Source organism: Staphylococcus kloosii, from assembly GCF_032139365.1.
Classification (GTDB): Bacteria; Bacillota; Bacilli; order Staphylococcales; family Staphylococcaceae; genus Staphylococcus; species Staphylococcus kloosii_A.
This window is the reverse complement of sequence record NZ_JAVTDB010000078.1, coordinates 39,856-55,664: the sequence shown is the minus strand read 5'-3', so window position 1 is coordinate 55,664 and position 15,809 is coordinate 39,856. Positions and strand designations below refer to the sequence as shown.

Sequence of the window (15,809 nt, the reverse complement as noted above, 5' to 3'; positions counted from 1 at the left end):
ACACCAACACTTACTTTAGCTAAAGAGATGGACGTCCTCTAACTTATTAGAGAACGTCCTTTTTTATTCTATATTATTTGAGTTAGCCGAAAAAAATTACGCTAAAAATTTAAATATTTCTCTATCGTATAATTTAAAGACCTTCATATAGATAGCATTGACCGCGAAACCTACAATAAACGGCACGACAAAAAATGCTATAAACACTACTAACAAACGCATCAACGGATCAGTATCCATCAATTTAAAAGCACTAATTGGACCTATCATTCCTATTATCCCGAATCCAGCCGACGCTTTGGTGCCACTAATTTCTAATAATCCTCCAACAAAGCCCGAAATAATCGCTGTAGTGAATATTGGTAGTAAAATCATAGGATGACGAACCATATTGGGTATCATCATTTTTACACCGCCTAAAAATATCGTTAATGGTACGCCTGCCCTATTTACTTTAATTGTTCCGGCTACAAGTGCCGCTTCACATGACACAATACCTATTGATGCTGAACCTGCCGCCAAGCCAGTTATACCTATAGCTAATGATGTTGCTACTGTTGAAATTGGAGATATAATAAGAAAACTAAAGACGATAGCTATTAAAATAGACATTAATATAGGTTGTAACTCAGTAAATGTATTAACAAGATTACCTATACCTGTAGTGATTAATTTTACGTAAGGTAGTATTGTGACACCTATTAAACTCGCCGACACCCCGACTATCGTTGGTAAAAATATTAATCCAAGGCTGCCAAAACGCTCACCAATTATTAAAATAAATAATACTGCTATTGCGGCTGTAATCATCGTATTTATTAAATCACCAACCCCAACTAACACAACCGCTCCATTTTTAAATTGTGCAACACCACTACCTACAAAAGCAGAACTTGCTACGACAGCTGTGGCTAATGGTTGTAGTTTAAAGCGCATTGCAATTAAGGTGCCTACTAATAAGGGTACGGTAAATTGGATGGCAAGTACGATTTGTAACGGAGTTTGAAAAACTGTATTTTTATTTGCTAAAAATTTTAACAATTCTCCTAGAATTGCGTTAGGTACAAGACCAGCTACAATCGCAATTGCTACACCTGATAAAATATTGTATAAAAATTGTTTAGGACTGACTTTTTCCATATAAAATCTACCTCCATGGTAAAATATAAGATATAATATACCATGTATCATTTATAAAAAAAATAGTTTTTAATTTTTTTATACAAATTTTGCATCAAATATTAGCCTATCACAAAATAAACGTTGTTCATTATGTAATAAGCTAAAATTTAAATTATTGCATGTCTTCTGCTGCGAGAACTAACCCTTGTGTCTTATTTTCAAAAAATGTTAACTTTTCTAATTTATTACCTTCAGGTAAAATACTATCAAATTGATCCCAAATCCATAACGCGATATTTTCAGCAGTCGTGTTCATCGTAGGTAACGTTTCGTTCACTAATTGCTTATCTAAATATGGCGCGATGTCTTCGTTATAAATTTTATCAACCTCATTAAAATCTAATGCCAAACCTATGTTATCAATTGGTGACAAGATTTCCACATCAAATTTATAAAGATGATTCGTCAAATCAATATGCTTTGTTTTCGAAAAGTATATTCGATTATCACAAGTAAATTGAAAGTAATTTTTTATTCTAACTGCAGTATTTTTATATTTAAATTGTTCTGGTGGATGCACATTTTTTATATCAGACATATATATCCTCCCTTAGCGTACTGTTCTAGTATATTTACCCTTTATCTCAATAATTAAAGATAAGTGCCATCATAATTCATAAATACTACGCTCTTTATCAGGGAGTTTATCGATAAATGATTTTGGATCTTCAGCATAATTATTACCCACCCCATTTTTCATTCTTTGAAAATGAACGTGAGGCCCTGTAGTTTGTTTACCTGTGTTACCAGATAATGCAATAACATCACCTGGTTTCACTTTATCGCCAACTTTGACCTTGTATTTATTAAGGTGCATATACCATTGATGATATTGACCATTATCTTCTGCAATTTGTAATACCTTGCCGCCAAAAGCATTATCAAAAGTTCGTGTAACAGTTCCATGTGTCACAGCTTTTATTTTAGTGTCTTCTGGTACACCATAATCAATGCCATAATGTTTCCCTTCGCTACTGAGTTGCTTATTTTTATATTTCCCAAATGATTCAGTTTCTCTACTTCGTTGTTGAGACATAAAGTCATTAAATTCAGATGATCTTTTTTCTATACCGACATTGTTTTGAAATATATCATATAAATGATGCTTAACGTTACCAATATTAAAAGTGAATATAATGATGGGCACCACAATTATTAATATCCAAACACACATTTTTATTATGCTTTTCACTTAACTAATCATTCCTTATTTAAATAAGATTAGATTATTAAGTATACTTTTCTACTATATTAAATGCGAACGATTTACATATTATATAGTAGAAACTAGTTAAATTTTTACTGATGAACTAATTAACACTATTTTTATCTAATTTAAAAAATCACAATATGCGCTTATTTTATTTAACATGGATATTGTGATTGTATATAAATAGCTACAGTTAACTATTGTTGTCATTAATGAATTTCAGTATATCTCCAGTTAAAGGTACGGCATTATTACTCTCATTTTCAACGCCACCATAATGTAATGCGATCAGCTCATTTTCGTCATTAAATACACCAGAGCCAGAATTACCTCCATATGTACTTGCGTCATAAGTCATGCTTGTATCACTATTTGATAAAATTTTGCCTTTACTTTCCCACATTGTTGCGGTAGGTTTATCACCTGGGTAACCAGTTACCGTAATATTATCTCCTTTTTGTTCTTGACTCGCGTTTCCTATATTAGCTGGATTAACCACATCACCTAAATGTTGGCCCTTATCATTAGTTTTAAAATGAACGACTGCTAAATCAGCATCACCGTCATATTGTTCACTGCTTTCTTCTTCAAATTCACCATACGGATATGTAGACTCATCGGATGCTGCCGGTGCAAACTTCATATTCCCGTTAGACAAATTCGTAACGTGTTTATTTGTCAAAATAGTATTCTTACCAATAACAACGCCTGTGGCAATATTTTCCCCCATATCAACAAAACCTAAAGATTGATAATGACTGCTCTTAGTATCAGATATTTGGTGTCTATCATTATTCGGTAATATTACTCTAACACTAGTTTGATCTGACTGTTGAGCATTCTGTTCACTATTATTAGTCGCAGCTTTAATATTATGATGACTGAAATTAATTACCGAAGATATAGCTACTACGGTCGCTAAACTCGTTAATACTTTTTTTGACATAATAAAAACCTCCTATTTTTTCTTAATACTTAATTTATATTTTATACGAAAAATAATCAATTATTTTATAAAATTAATTTAAAAACCAATTACTTTCGAGTTAGACTTAACCATTTTTGAAGAAGTACTAATATTATTATGCATTGCATAAATAGTTACAAAAATAAGCCCGTGTTTTGAGTAAGCGTACGGGCTATTTAAAATACGTAACTTTCGATTTTAATACTTAGTTAATAATTTAGCGTTAAAATGTTAACCATTCAGGTTTACTTGCACCTCTTGGCGTTAATGTATATTTATATTCTCCAGGTGTTTCAGTCATTTTTACTTGATCAGTGACGCCAACATAATGACCTAATGGCGTATCGTCTTCAAATTGCTCTGGACTAACAATGGCATGTTCATCGTTAGAGTTATAAGTACTATTTACATAGTTTTTATCAAAAATGCCTAAAGATAACAGATATAAAGATATACGACTTAGATTCACTTGGATTTTGTAACTACCCCCTTCTTGGGCTCTTCTTTCAAGTGCTTTAATGGCAGCCGTTTCCATTAACCAAGAAATAACATAGTCGTTAACTACAACGATAGGTGGTAACTGCGGTTTATCAGGTGTGCCTTCCAAATCCATGACGCCTGTTACACATCCTGCTGTTTGATCAAAACCATTTCTGTCTGACCATGGTCCTTCTTCACCATAACAACTTACAGAGCAATGTATAATACCTGGTCTTTGTTCTGCTAGCTCATGTGGTGTTAAATGTTTTTCAGTCATAAAACCGCTACGTTTATTTAAAAAGAAAATATCGGCATCTCGTAATAATTCATCGAATTTTTGACGATGCTCTGGTTGATTGTCAATATCTAAATAAGTTGAACGCATGCCAACGTGTGAAGTTAATAGCAGCGATTCCTCTTCAAATTCAGAAGGACGCCACACATTCAATACATCAGCTCCATGTAATGCTAAGCCACGCCCTAACCCAGCACCTGCAATGACATGACCCATACCTAAGGCACGTATACCATCTAAAGGTTGAGCAGGGTTACTAGTAAAAGGTTCCGGTTCAGATTCTCCAATCTTTTCAATTGTCACTAATGGATTTTGAGCTATATATTCAAATTGCTCTTCATTCAAAAATTCTGGCACAGTACGTACGACAGGCATTACAACACCTTTTTCGGCGGCTTTCTCTTCTAAATCATGTGAATGCCATTGTCTAATTGCATGCGTAATTGACTTTTTGTTTGGCAGCGCATTTAATAATTCTAAAGTATGTCTTTGCGCACTAGGGTAAGGATTTAATGGCATGACCCAACGTCCATCTTTTGTTTGATAGAAATCAAAACGTGTAGGATTATCGGGAAATATTTGTGCCTTTGCTGCAAAACCGTTCACGGTTTCCCATTTCTTTTCATAGAATGGTGAAAGTCTTTTTAACGCCTTTCTGATATCTACTTCTATATCTTGGCCAACACCCGTTCTTTTCTTCCATAAAGATGCAATAGCTACCGATTTCGCTGCTAATCCAATACCTGCAAGAGATGCTATTTTCAAAGTACTAGGTTGTATAGGATCTTTACCGTAAAATTCGACTTTACCACCAGTGTCTTTTGCAGAATAGCCAATACCATTTAAAACATTTTCTAATTCTGTATTAATATCAAAATCATCTTGTTCGGCTGATATAATACGTTCATTGTAATTGTTTAACAAAGTCTCTTTTAGTCTTTTACTATCCATATAATTCCTCCTCATATTTATTACTCAAAGATAATCATTCTACTAATTTATGAATTTTACAATTTTTTCGCCTATATGTCTGTTCATATAAAATTAAGGGAGCGGGATAAAATCTTCTTTTATAAGAAGATTTTGTAGTTTTGCCCTGGCGAAGATGACTAGCGTTGAAAGCAGCTTAATATAAGCGCATTTTCAACGCTAGTCACCTACTGCCCCTATAAAAGTAGAGCCTGAAGACCATATGATGTCCCAGACTCTTAAACATTATTAATTTAATATTTTAGCCATCGAACGATCAACGCTCGTAGCATACATACCACCAAATTTTAATAAGTGAATCATTAACATATATAACTTATAAAATTCCATGCGAAAGTCTGCGCCTTTAGCTAAAGGAAATTGCTTATTGTATTCATCATAAAATGCTTGATTAAAACCACCAAATACCATGGTAATACCTATATCAAATTCTCTGTCACCATAAAGAGGCGCAGGATCAAATAAAGCAGGTTCTCCATTAGTTAAAAACATATGGTTGCCTCCCCACATATCTCCATGCAACAATGAGGGTTTACTATTGTGGTCTTTTAAAGCTTTATTAATGACGTCTTTAACTTGATTAAAAGTATCTACATCATCTTCTATCCATAAACCTTTATCTACTAGTGCCTCTTTCAATGGCTCTAAACGTCTTTCAACAAATAGTACCTGCCAAGTATCACACCAGCTATTATCAAACGAGATATCGCCACCTTCATGCGGCATCTCAAATCCAAATTTACCATCAGGTTGTTGCTGACTATGCATTTTAACAACCAATTTTGCTAAATCTCGTTGATCCCCACGTCCACCTTCTTGTATATAACTTAATAATAAATAGGCATCATTATCTATTTGACCATTGCCTTCTACTATAGGCGCTTTAATACCCGCTTCTTCAAATTTTTTTAAACCGGCAATCTCTGCGCCATAAAAATCTGCATCTCTATTTTTTTGTACAAGTAAAAAGTAAGTAGCATTATCTGTCTCTACTATATAGGCATCATTAACGTCTCCTCCACTAACTGGAGAAATATTTTCAATATTATTTAGTGGTAGTTGTTCTTGCCATGATTTATTCATTACATCCCTACTTTCTTTCAAGTCATACAATTATAATATTACCTATTTCCACACTTATTAATCTCATTATTGCAACTTCATTTACAAGATAAAGATACGATTTTCTTATAGTAACTTTATTTTGCCTTCCATTTTATTATAGAATAAAGATAATTATTAAGACTAAATTGTATTTTCAAAATCAAATTATTGGAGCGTAATCAATGTATAAATTAATGAAACCTTTATTATTCAAAATGGATCCAGAAGAAGCCCATGGCAAAACAATAAACGCATTAAAATTAACTCAAAAGCATCCCTTCTTTTTATCTACTATAAAAAGTATTTTTTATTATGAAAATGCTACACTAAAGCAACATATTAAAGGGATAACATTTCCAAATCCAGTTGGCTTAGCAGCAGGTTTTGATAAGTCTTGTGAAGTACCAAAAGCACTCGAAATGGCAGGATTTGGTGCAATAGAACTTGGCGGCATTACGCCACAGCCCCAAGATGGTAATGCTAAACCACGTATGTATCGTTTGCTTGAAGATGATGCATTAATAAATCGCATGGGCTTTAACAATATAGGAATGAATAAAGCATTAAGTAATTTGAGACGTTTTGCTTACTCATTACCTATAGGACTTAATGTAGGCGTGAACAAAATCACACCTTATGAAGAGAGATACCAAGATTACATTAAAGTTATTGAGACATTTAAACATGATGTATCATATTTCACTGTTAACATTAGTTCACCAAATACAGCAAATTTACAAAACTTTCATGACAAAGATGAATTTACAATGCTATGCCAAGCCATTACTGATTATAAGAAACAACATCATTTGCAAATTCCAATTTTTATTAAACTAACTTCTGACTTAGAAATATCTGAATTAAAACACATATTACCGTCAATTGTTGAAACCTTTGATGGCATAGTATTGGCAAACACTACCCAAAAAAGAAATAATTTGACGTCACGACATAAGAACGAAACTGGCGGTTTAAGTGGTAAGCCATTATTTGAACGTAACTTAGAACTTATCAAATGGACTTACAAAGAAACTAATGGCAACTTCTTAATCATTGGCACGGGAGGCATTTTCACTACAGAAGATGTCATAACTATGTTACGTAGCGGCGCATCGTTAGTACAAATTTATAGTTCACTCGTATTGCAAGGTCCAGGACTAACTAAAAAATTAAATAAAGCGTTGGCTACTTATTTAGTTCAACATAACTATAATAACGTTAGCGAAATTATTGGATTAGATGTATAAGCATAATTTATTTTAACAATAGTGACATATATTTTTTCAAAAACAGGGTATACGTATTATAAAGGGGGCAAAGGTTATGTATAAAAATATTTTATTAGCATATGACTTTGAAAACTCATTTACGAACGTGCCAAAAGCAATTGAAAATCTTAGTGGTGGCCAAAATGATGTGACGGTAACTATTTACAATGTAATTTCTGATGCAGAATTACAGAGCTCCGTGCGTTATGACAATGAACATGTTGAAGACTTAACGGCTAAAAAAGAAGAGCGGTTACAACCTTTTGTAGAACAACTACAAGCTACAGGCGTACAAGTTAATATAAAATTTAGCTCTGGCCCAATCCGAAGTAAAATTTTAACTGAACTTGAAAATAATAATTATGACGTTGTAGTGATGAGCAATAAACGCGATAAAGCAAACTTAAGTAACGTCTTAGGGAACGTTACACATAAAGTAGCTAACAACTCACCTGTTCCCGTTCACATCGTAAACTAATTCTTTTATTTTTTCACGAAGTTCAAAATAAATATTAAAATAAAAAAGGTTATCTCCCAATTCGAAGGAGATAACCATTTTATTTTTTATAGCAACTAACCACTATCGTTGTTCTTTCAAATACTTTTCAATTACTTGTAAAACACCTGAGTCATCATTAGAAGGTGCACGATGATGCGCGACTTCTGCCAATTCCGGACTGCAACTTGCCATTGCATAACTATGTGACGTTAATTGTAGCATTTCGATATCGTTGTTAGCGTCACCGAATGCTAATAATTCGTCTTCTTGTATATCCCACTCTGTTAATAACGCTTTAATGGCTTGTCCTTTATTAACGTGAGGTACCAATAAGTCTAAACTATCAAAACCACTCGTCACCGAACGAATAGACTGGCCAAATTTAGCATTTAATTCATTAACAACATCATTCAATAAAGTTTCATCAGCGATGTGCATTGCTACTTTGACAATTTTGTCGTGACTCAAATCATCGAAGTTATCTACATATGTAATATCTTTATAATATAATTTAACGTATGCCTTAAATGCTTCAGGTGCATCATGACGCAAATATGATGTCTTAGCACCACTTAAAATAATATTTTTTATATGATGCGCTTGTTCTAAAAATTTAACTACATCTTCGATGAGCGTAGCATCGAAATGATGTGCATTTAGCAATTTATCATTGAAGTATGTAACAGCCCCGTTCTCACCGACATAAGTAATATCTCCGTCTTTGTCTGGGAAAAATGATTGTAATTGTGCATATTGATTCCCGCTAGCAACGATAAATTTTATGTTTTCGCGCTTGATTTCGGTAAATAATCGATCAAAATAAGCTTTATCGTATGAATGCTTCGAATTTAAAAATGTTCCATCTTTGTCTACTGCTATTGCTTTAATCAAAATACCCCTACTTTCCTACATTATTAGTAACAAGAAAGAAAGTGCGACAGAAATCTAAGTTATAACATAGACTTCATTGTCCCACTCCATCATAGATGATACCTTCATCGCAAATATGTTAACGTTTACGACAGCTTACTACAGAAAATATAATATCATAATATTCAAGATGAAATCATATTTTAGTTACTTTTTTACATTGTAATGATATTAAAACGGTTGCCATCTGGATCACTAAACAATCCACCATAAAAACCTTCTAGTTCAGTTCCTCTTTGTAAGACCTTACCATTGGTATTATCTACTAAAGCTAACAATTCATCTACTTCATCATTTGTAGCTACAGATACAGAAACTAATGCGCCATTGTTTGTTGTGTCATTTACATTTGCTGCTTTTTTAAATTGTTGTTGTTCAATCAACATAATAATATGGCCGTCTGCCGTTTCGACACCTAACATTTTATCTAGCATTTCTTCTTTTTTCTTAATTTCAAAACCTATTTTGCTATAAAAATCTTCACTTTGTGCCAAATCAGCAACACATAAATTTAACCAGTTACTTGTGATTTTCATTTTACATCCCCTTTGTTAAATAGAAACCGTGCCAATGATTAAGCATCGCTTTTTGAATGTTGTGCAAGTTGACACATATGATTAAAATCAACTTTCTCTAAAAGGTTAGCATACGTATTACTCGCATCATTTATAATATTGGAACCAGTTTCTGTTAAATAAATGTACATAGCACGATGATCTTCTACACACTCTCTCCGAGTTACATAACTAGGTGAAAAACTTTCTAACCTATTAATCAACCGTGACATAGCACTTTGACTTAAATCGACTACTTTAATTAAATCATTGATTTTATACTTATTACCTTTAGCGTTGTTAATTTCGTATAATACATAAAATTCTTTTAAGCTGAGGTTATATTGTTGTCTTAAACTCTTCTCCATCATTGTGTCGATATAATGCACATACTGCGTTAATTCCAACCATTGTGCAATTTGTTGATCTTGTCTCATCTATCCAACTCACACCTCCTTAATATTTTGTGCTTATCGTTTTTCAGTCTTTTAAGTATATATGATTTGCACTAGTATTTGAAGTTCTTGGTACTATAATATACATACTTCCTTTTGTTTGGATAAAAATAACTCCCATAGTAGACAAATCTATCATGGGAGTTATTGTTATTAGCAACGAACTATCTTATTTTTGTTGTTTTAATAATTGTGCTTTTAAATCTTTACGTTCATAGTCTAATGAATAAGGATCGTTTAACCAATAAATACCTTCATCGACTTTGATATCATGATGTTCTGTTACTGCCTTACTATTTTTCCAAACGTCTTTATCACCAAATGATAATTTAGCACCTTTAGCTACTGGAGTAATTACATAGTCTCCAGTCATTTTTGGAATATCTTCTTCCGAAATTTCAGCAAGATCATTTTTCTTAGTTGCTTTAGCTACATTAGCTGGCATTTTCAGACCGAATGAATCATATAATACTTCACTACCGTGTCCATATGTTTTACCTAGCACATATAATTTTTTATCGAAGTCTTTAATGATTGAAACTGATGTATCATCACCGATAGCTTTCTTAATTGTTTTACCGTCATTTTTTGTCTTTTTGTCCCAATCCTTAACCCATTGTTTCGCTTTATCTTCTTTACCTACAAGTTTACCTAATTCAATATGTTGCTGTTTGTAATCATGTTTTTGATAATCAAATGCTACTGTAGGCGCTACTTTTTGTAACTTTTTAAGATTTTTATCAGTACTATAATCAATGATTAAATCCGGTTTTAATTTCGCTACACTTTCAACGTTTTCTGGATCTACTTTTTTCACATCTTTAAATTTGCTTTTTAACACTTTGCTGTCGTTTACAATTTTAGCGACGCCAACGACGTTAGCATCCAACTGTTTTAAACCACCCGCATATGTCGCACCTAAAACTACGATACGTTTAGGTTTTTTAGGAACTTTAATTGTTTTCCCTGAATCTTGTTTATAATTTTTCGTTGCCTCTTTATCATTTTTATTACTAGAACCGTTACTACAAGCTGTTAACACAAGTAACATCGCAATTAATGTGACAATTAATTTTTTCATTTTCTGAACCCCTCTATAAATAATTTATTTCTTTATTTCAATTTCATTCATATTTAATAAGGCTTGTGTGTATTCATGCCTATTTGCATTGAAAAGTTGTGTTCGTTGGAAATCATCAACAATCGAACCTTCTTTCATTACTATAATTCTATCGGCCACTTGCGAGACAAACGCTAAGTCATGCGATATAAATAGCATCGTGTGTTGATTACTATTATTGTATTGTTTTAAGAGTGAACTTACTTTTTGTTCGACTAACACATCTAAATTTGAAGTTATTTCATCACAAATTAATATTTCTGGTTCTAACATTAAAGACCTAATAATATTAAACCTTTGTAATTGTCCCCCACTGACTTCATCAGGATAACGATTTAATAGTTGTGCGCTTAAGTCTGTAGTGTTTAACAATTGCTTCAAACGTTGTCTTATGATGGTATTATTTTCAATGCTAAAGTAGCGAATCGCTTCATCTAAAGAATGTTGAATCGTATAAACATGATTAAAACTTTCTAAAGGGTGCTGAAATATTGGTAATATCGTTTTGGCATTTATATTACAATTACCACTGGTAGGATTTATAACACCCAATAATACTTGCGCTAAAGTCGTTTTACCTGCACCACTTTCTCCTATAATACCAACTTTTTCACCTTTTTGAATAGCTAAATTAATATTTTTTAAAATATTATGCTTTTTAATTTGATAGTTTAAATTAGTTAACTGAATCATAAGTTTCATCCTTTATGATTTTACTTCGTTGTTTAAAAAGGTTGTGCGTGTAATTTGTTAAGTGTTGTGCTTGCATTTCATTCAAATAAAAGCGATCGACAATAGTTCCTTGTCGCATAACTTGTATTACATCACTAAAACGTAAAACATGAGCTAAATTATGCGTAATAATTAGTAATGTAACGTCTTTTTCTTTTACTAATTCGCTAAGTAATGCCATAATTTTACGTCCAGTGATTACATCTAATGATGCTATGGGTTCATCGGCAATTATAAGTTGCGGCTGCAACATAATAACACTCGCAATTTGAACTCTTGCTAATTGTCCTCCAGATAAATTGAATGTATATTGCTTCATTGTTGTTGCTACGTCTAAATGAACTCGCGATAAGGCATCGATTACAGATTTTTGTGCACTCTTTTTAGATACTTGATAATGATAACGATAAATCGCTATTAATTGTTGGCCAATTTTAGTATGGTTATTTAAATTATGCACATAATCTTGAGATATAAACCCTATTGTTCGTCCTAGATATGGATGAATATTATTTACTTGTTCACCATTAATAGACATTGAGTCATAATGCATCTTTAAATTATGTGGTAAATTGTGGACTAATGCTTTGGCTGTCAATGTTTTGCCAGAACCACTTTCGCCAATAAGCACGTTAACAAGACCTTGTTCTATATTAAAATCTATATTGTGTAACAATTCGTTGTGTCGATTATCGCTAATTGTCAATCCCTTCATAGTCAATAAGTTACTCATTACTATCCCGCTTCCTATTATTATCTAATAAAAAATCTTGAATGGCGTCACCTACGAAATTAAAAATTAAGATCGTGATTGTTATCATCACTGCTGGCGCAATCATTAATAATGGATTACTCTCTATATAAGCACGCCCAGTATTTAACATGGCGCCCCATTCAGCAGATGGTGGTTGTGCACCTAACCCTAAAAATGATAAAGAAGATATATAGAGAATAATTTTCCCAAAATCAACGATTAATAATACTGTCATAGCAGGCCAAACTTTCGGTAATATATGTCTAATGATAATAACGCTATTTGGAACATGTAATAATTTGGCCATTTTAATATAAGGTTTGTTTATTTCACCTTTCACAATATTGCGTGATAATCTCGTATAATTCATCCATTTTATCAATGTAATAGCAATGACTAAATTCCAAATACTAGGTTTGAAGAAACTCGCCAGTGCAATCATCAAGACAAAATCAGGAATGCTAAGGCCTATATCAAGTATTCGCATTATAATTGTGTCTAACCATCCTTGTTTGTAGCCTGCCACTAAACCGAGAGGCAAACCAATAATTAATACACACATTAATGTTAATAGACTCACTAGCAACGTATAACGTGCACCAACGATTATTCTACTCAACATGTCTCTACCATATTCATCCGTTCCTAACCAATGATGGAAATTAGGCATCGCTAAACTATGATTTAAATGAACGTCCATGGCATCGTGATAGTGAACGATAAACTGACTACCAACAATAACCAATAAATATAGTATGAAAACGCCTAATACGATGCGCTGTTTCACTTGTTGTGTCATGAAACATCACGCTCCTGTTCACTAATCTTATTACTGTTACTATAACGGCGCTCTGGGTCTAACCATAAAAGCACTAAATCACTGACTATATTTGTCACAACTACAAGTGTACCTATAAATAGTACCGCACCTTGTATCACCGGGTAGTCTCTGGCTCTAATACTATCAACTAAAAAATAACCAAGTCCAGGTATACCAAATAAATTTTCGACAACTACTGTACCACCTATTAATCCGCCTACAGACATCCCAAGCATCGTTACAAGGGGTATTAACGCTGGTTTAAATACATCTTTCCATAAAATATAAGTCTCAGACATACCGCGTAATCTTGACGCAGTTACAACGGGAGATTGGTATAAATCAATTAAAGTTGAACGTAATAAACGTACATAGTAAGCACTCATTCCCACACTTAATGACAAGACTGGCAAAATATAACCAGTTATTGATTCGATGCCAGAAGACGGTAAAATTTGAAGTCTTTGTGCAAAGATATAAATTAATACAATACCAATAAAGAAAGAGGGCATGCTCACAGTAAACGATGTTATCGAACGTATTAGTGAATCGATCCAAGTATGGTAATATTTAGCCGCTATAATACCTAAAGGGATAGTTGTACAGAACGTAAATATTATAGTTAAGGCTGCAATAATCACTGTCGTTGGTGCATAAAATATCAATTCTTTAATTACTGGCTCACCGGTTTGAAAACTGTTTCCTAAATCTAAATGGATAATTTGGCCTAACCAATGAATATATTGCATAAAAACAGAATCATTCAAGCCAAGCTTATCTTTAGTCTTATTAATTTGATCACTTGAGACATTGCTTACATCAAGATGCAATATTTTATCTACAGGGTCACCCGGTGTAAGTTTCATTAAAATAAACGTAATTGTAGAAAGGACAAATAATACGATGATCATTTGTCCAATTCTAGCGAGTATATTTTTAATTATCATGTGCTTTATCAACCTTATAATCTACTAAATAAATACCTTCTGGTGTTGCTGTTAAATTTTTAACATTTTGATTTAAACCAACTAACGTATCGTTATACGTAATATAACTATTGGCATAATCTTTATTCGTTAATTTGATGATGTCGTTAGATAAGTTATGACGTTCTGATGTTTTCACAGTCTCATTCAGTTGATCAATCAATTGATTTACGTGTTCATTGTGATAGTCGCCTTTATTGATAGCACCACCAGATTTGTAAGCTTGGTTAAAGAAGTAACCTGTATCACCTCTTGGCAATGTACCAAAGCTATACATTGACGCATCCCACTGCTTTTTATCTTTCAAGTAACCTTCAATATCGTCTACATTTCGAATATCAATATCAATGTTTGCTTTTTTAGCGTCTGATTGTATTACTTGTGCAATTTTAGGCAATTCAGGACGCCCATTATATGTTGGTACCGTTATTTTTAGTGGATGTTGCTTATCGTACCCGGCTTTTTTCAATAATTTTTTAGCACCTTGTATGTCTTGTTTTTGCGGTTGTCCTTCATTAATATATTTAGCTTTATCATTGAATGGACCAGCTGCTGGTTTAGCATAGCCTTTTGAAATTTTCTTCGTAATGCCTTGTCTATCAATCACTTTATCTAATGCTTGTCTCACCGGTTTTGTCATTTTTTTACTTGTGTGATTGTAAAGCATAAGTCCCGTTCTAAATCCAGAAGTATCCGAAATCTTTGTTTTATCGCTGTCTTTTAACGCTTTAACCTTTTCCACTGGCACATCAGTAATAACGTCAGCCTTCCCTGATTTCAAATCGCTTGCTCTCACATTACCATCTTCTTGATATGTAACATTCACATGCTTCATTTTAGGTTTACCTTGCCAATAACCGTTATTACGATCAAGTTCAATTTTCTGGGATTGTTTGTAATGTTTAATTTTATAAGCACCTGTACCAACAGGTTGTTTATTCACGCTATTGTTAGCTTCTACATCATATATCGCAGCGAAGGGACTCGCCAATTCAGAAACTAATTCTGGATAATTGTGTTTCGTAGTAATCGTTAAATGTTGTCCGTGTGCTGTAATATTTTTAATTGGTAACGAACCTTTTACTAAATCACTTTTGTTACTGCTCTCTTCAAGACTTTCTTTTACTGCCTTAGCAGTTAATTTACTGCCATTTTGGAATTTAATATTATTTTTCAACGTTATATCTAACTTTTTAGCTGAAGGTTGTTTATAAGAATCTACTAATACCTTTTCTATTTTGCCGTTAGCAGTTGATTTAAATAAAGTTTCAACCGCACCAATTTTAACTGGTACATCCGTTTCATATGGTGCTAACGTAGTCGTTTTTAATGGCAACTCCACGCTCAGCGTATCTTTTTTGTTGTGTTGGTTATCAGCACTACACCCTGCTAAGATTATTGATGCCATGCTTATGAGAGCAACCAACTTTTTCATATCTATTCCTTCTTTCTATCATAAATAA

The 15,809-nt window shown here is 32.9% G+C and carries 17 protein-coding genes; 2 read left to right on the top strand and 15 right to left on the bottom strand.

Annotated features, from left to right (window positions below; genetic code table 11):
• Positions 1 to 96: 96 nt before the first annotated feature.
• The 6 genes from RPL90_RS11080 to RPL90_RS11055 all read right to left on the bottom strand — a co-directional run bounded on the left by RPL90_RS11080 (position 97) and on the right by RPL90_RS11055 (position 6,207).
• Entirely contained in the window at positions 97 to 1,140 is a 1,044-nt protein-coding gene (locus RPL90_RS11080) for a PTS sugar transporter subunit IIC (RefSeq protein ID WP_313549498.1), read from the bottom strand.
• A gap of 154 nt (positions 1,141 to 1,294) precedes the next feature.
• Complete coding sequence (locus RPL90_RS11075; RefSeq protein WP_313549495.1) at positions 1,295 to 1,720, bottom strand: 6-pyruvoyl trahydropterin synthase family protein; 426 nt, start codon at positions 1,718 to 1,720, stop codon at positions 1,295 to 1,297.
• A gap of 69 nt (positions 1,721 to 1,789) precedes the next feature.
• Positions 1,790 to 2,332 carry a M23 family metallopeptidase gene (locus RPL90_RS11070; RefSeq protein WP_398573868.1) on the bottom strand — a complete coding sequence of 181 codons (543 nt, stop codon included), beginning with the start codon at positions 2,330 to 2,332 and terminating at the stop codon, positions 1,790 to 1,792.
• A 253-nt stretch (positions 2,333 to 2,585) separates the two neighbouring features.
• Positions 2,586 to 3,338, bottom strand: a complete 753-nt coding sequence (locus RPL90_RS11065; RefSeq protein WP_313549486.1) for a trypsin-like serine peptidase — start codon at positions 3,336 to 3,338, stop codon at positions 2,586 to 2,588.
• A 244-nt stretch (positions 3,339 to 3,582) separates the two neighbouring features.
• Entirely contained in the window at positions 3,583 to 5,100 is a 1,518-nt protein-coding gene (locus RPL90_RS11060; protein ID WP_313549483.1) for a CoA transferase, read from the bottom strand.
• A gap of 252 nt (positions 5,101 to 5,352) precedes the next feature.
• Positions 5,353 to 6,207, bottom strand: coding sequence for a fructosamine kinase family protein (locus RPL90_RS11055; RefSeq protein WP_313549480.1), 855 nt, complete (start codon positions 6,205 to 6,207; stop codon positions 5,353 to 5,355).
• A gap of 203 nt (positions 6,208 to 6,410) precedes the next feature.
• On the opposite strand from RPL90_RS11055, the gene RPL90_RS11050 reads away from it, so the two are divergent.
• Both RPL90_RS11050 and RPL90_RS11045 read left to right on the top strand, forming a co-directional pair.
• Complete coding sequence (locus tag RPL90_RS11050; protein WP_313549477.1) at positions 6,411 to 7,475, top strand: quinone-dependent dihydroorotate dehydrogenase; 1,065 nt, start codon at positions 6,411 to 6,413, stop codon at positions 7,473 to 7,475.
• A 76-nt stretch (positions 7,476 to 7,551) separates the two neighbouring features.
• Entirely contained in the window at positions 7,552 to 7,974 is a 423-nt protein-coding gene (locus RPL90_RS11045; protein ID WP_313549472.1) for a universal stress protein, read from the top strand.
• A 102-nt stretch (positions 7,975 to 8,076) separates the two neighbouring features.
• Here the strand turns inward: RPL90_RS11045 and RPL90_RS11040 are convergent, their stop codons facing one another.
• The 9 genes from RPL90_RS11040 to nikA all read right to left on the bottom strand — a co-directional run bounded on the left by RPL90_RS11040 (position 8,077) and on the right by nikA (position 15,781).
• Positions 8,077 to 8,886, bottom strand: a complete 810-nt coding sequence (locus RPL90_RS11040) for a Cof-type HAD-IIB family hydrolase (protein WP_313549466.1) — start codon at positions 8,884 to 8,886, stop codon at positions 8,077 to 8,079.
• Between the two features lie 194 nt (positions 8,887 to 9,080).
• Positions 9,081 to 9,461 carry a VOC family protein gene (locus RPL90_RS11035; protein WP_313549460.1) on the bottom strand — a complete coding sequence of 127 codons (381 nt, stop codon included), beginning with the start codon at positions 9,459 to 9,461 and terminating at the stop codon, positions 9,081 to 9,083.
• 38 nt (positions 9,462 to 9,499) lie between these two features.
• Complete coding sequence (locus RPL90_RS11030) at positions 9,500 to 9,916, bottom strand: MarR family winged helix-turn-helix transcriptional regulator (RefSeq protein ID WP_313549454.1); 417 nt, start codon at positions 9,914 to 9,916, stop codon at positions 9,500 to 9,502.
• 187 nt (positions 9,917 to 10,103) lie between these two features.
• Positions 10,104 to 11,015, bottom strand: a complete 912-nt coding sequence (locus RPL90_RS11025) for an ABC transporter substrate-binding protein (protein ID WP_313549446.1) — start codon at positions 11,013 to 11,015, stop codon at positions 10,104 to 10,106.
• 24 nt (positions 11,016 to 11,039) lie between these two features.
• On the bottom strand, positions 11,040 to 11,747 hold the full coding sequence (locus RPL90_RS11020) for an ABC transporter ATP-binding protein (protein WP_313549440.1): 708 nt from the start codon (positions 11,745 to 11,747) through the stop codon (positions 11,040 to 11,042).
• Positions 11,731 to 12,519: an ATP-binding cassette domain-containing protein gene (locus RPL90_RS11015; protein WP_313549436.1), complete on the bottom strand. Its 789-nt coding sequence runs from the start codon at positions 12,517 to 12,519 to the stop codon at positions 11,731 to 11,733. Before RPL90_RS11015 ends, RPL90_RS11020 begins: the two co-directional genes overlap by 17 nt.
• The gene (gene nikC / locus RPL90_RS11010) at positions 12,512 to 13,339 is read right to left on the bottom strand and encodes a nickel transporter permease (protein WP_313549431.1); all 828 of its coding nucleotides are present in this window, start codon (positions 13,337 to 13,339) and stop codon (positions 12,512 to 12,514) included. The genes RPL90_RS11015 and nikC overlap by 8 nt, the downstream gene beginning before the upstream one ends.
• Positions 13,336 to 14,307: a nickel ABC transporter permease gene (gene nikB / locus RPL90_RS11005; protein WP_313549428.1), complete on the bottom strand. Its 972-nt coding sequence runs from the start codon at positions 14,305 to 14,307 to the stop codon at positions 13,336 to 13,338. The genes nikC and nikB overlap by 4 nt, the downstream gene beginning before the upstream one ends.
• Positions 14,297 to 15,781 carry a nickel ABC transporter substrate-binding protein gene (gene nikA / locus RPL90_RS11000; protein ID WP_313549425.1) on the bottom strand — a complete coding sequence of 495 codons (1,485 nt, stop codon included), beginning with the start codon at positions 15,779 to 15,781 and terminating at the stop codon, positions 14,297 to 14,299. The genes nikB and nikA overlap by 11 nt, the downstream gene beginning before the upstream one ends.
• Between the last annotated feature and the right edge of the window lie 28 nt (positions 15,782 to 15,809).

What these genes read in the sequence shown, in the direction of transcription:
- RPL90_RS11080 (WP_313549498.1), bottom strand. Translation starts at nt 1,140, where the DNA reads ATGGAAAAAGTCAGTCCTAAACAATTTTTATACAATATTTTATCAGGT.
- RPL90_RS11075 (WP_313549495.1), bottom strand. Translation starts at nt 1,720, where the DNA reads ATGTCTGATATAAAAAATGTGCATCCACCAGAACAATTTAAATATAAA.
- RPL90_RS11065 (WP_313549486.1), bottom strand. Translation starts at nt 3,338, where the DNA reads ATGTCAAAAAAAGTATTAACGAGTTTAGCGACCGTAGTAGCTATATCT.
- RPL90_RS11060 (WP_313549483.1), bottom strand. Translation starts at nt 5,100, where the DNA reads ATGAGGAGGAATTATATGGATAGTAAAAGACTAAAAGAGACTTTGTTA.
- RPL90_RS11055 (WP_313549480.1), bottom strand. Translation starts at nt 6,207, where the DNA reads ATGAATAAATCATGGCAAGAACAACTACCACTAAATAATATTGAAAAT.
- RPL90_RS11050 (WP_313549477.1), top strand. Translation starts at nt 6,411, where the DNA reads ATGTATAAATTAATGAAACCTTTATTATTCAAAATGGATCCAGAAGAA.
- RPL90_RS11045 (WP_313549472.1), top strand. Translation starts at nt 7,552, where the DNA reads ATGTATAAAAATATTTTATTAGCATATGACTTTGAAAACTCATTTACG.
- RPL90_RS11035 (WP_313549460.1), bottom strand. Translation starts at nt 9,461, where the DNA reads ATGAAAATCACAAGTAACTGGTTAAATTTATGTGTTGCTGATTTGGCA.
- RPL90_RS11030 (WP_313549454.1), bottom strand. Translation starts at nt 9,916, where the DNA reads ATGAGACAAGATCAACAAATTGCACAATGGTTGGAATTAACGCAGTAT.
- RPL90_RS11025 (WP_313549446.1), bottom strand. Translation starts at nt 11,015, where the DNA reads ATGAAAAAATTAATTGTCACATTAATTGCGATGTTACTTGTGTTAACA.
- RPL90_RS11020 (WP_313549440.1), bottom strand. Translation starts at nt 11,747, where the DNA reads ATGATTCAGTTAACTAATTTAAACTATCAAATTAAAAAGCATAATATT.
- RPL90_RS11015 (WP_313549436.1), bottom strand. Translation starts at nt 12,519, where the DNA reads ATGAGTAACTTATTGACTATGAAGGGATTGACAATTAGCGATAATCGA.
- nikC (WP_313549431.1), bottom strand. Translation starts at nt 13,339, where the DNA reads ATGACACAACAAGTGAAACAGCGCATCGTATTAGGCGTTTTCATACTA.
- nikB (WP_313549428.1), bottom strand. Translation starts at nt 14,307, where the DNA reads ATGATAATTAAAAATATACTCGCTAGAATTGGACAAATGATCATCGTA.
- nikA (WP_313549425.1), bottom strand. Translation starts at nt 15,781, where the DNA reads ATGAAAAAGTTGGTTGCTCTCATAAGCATGGCATCAATAATCTTAGCA.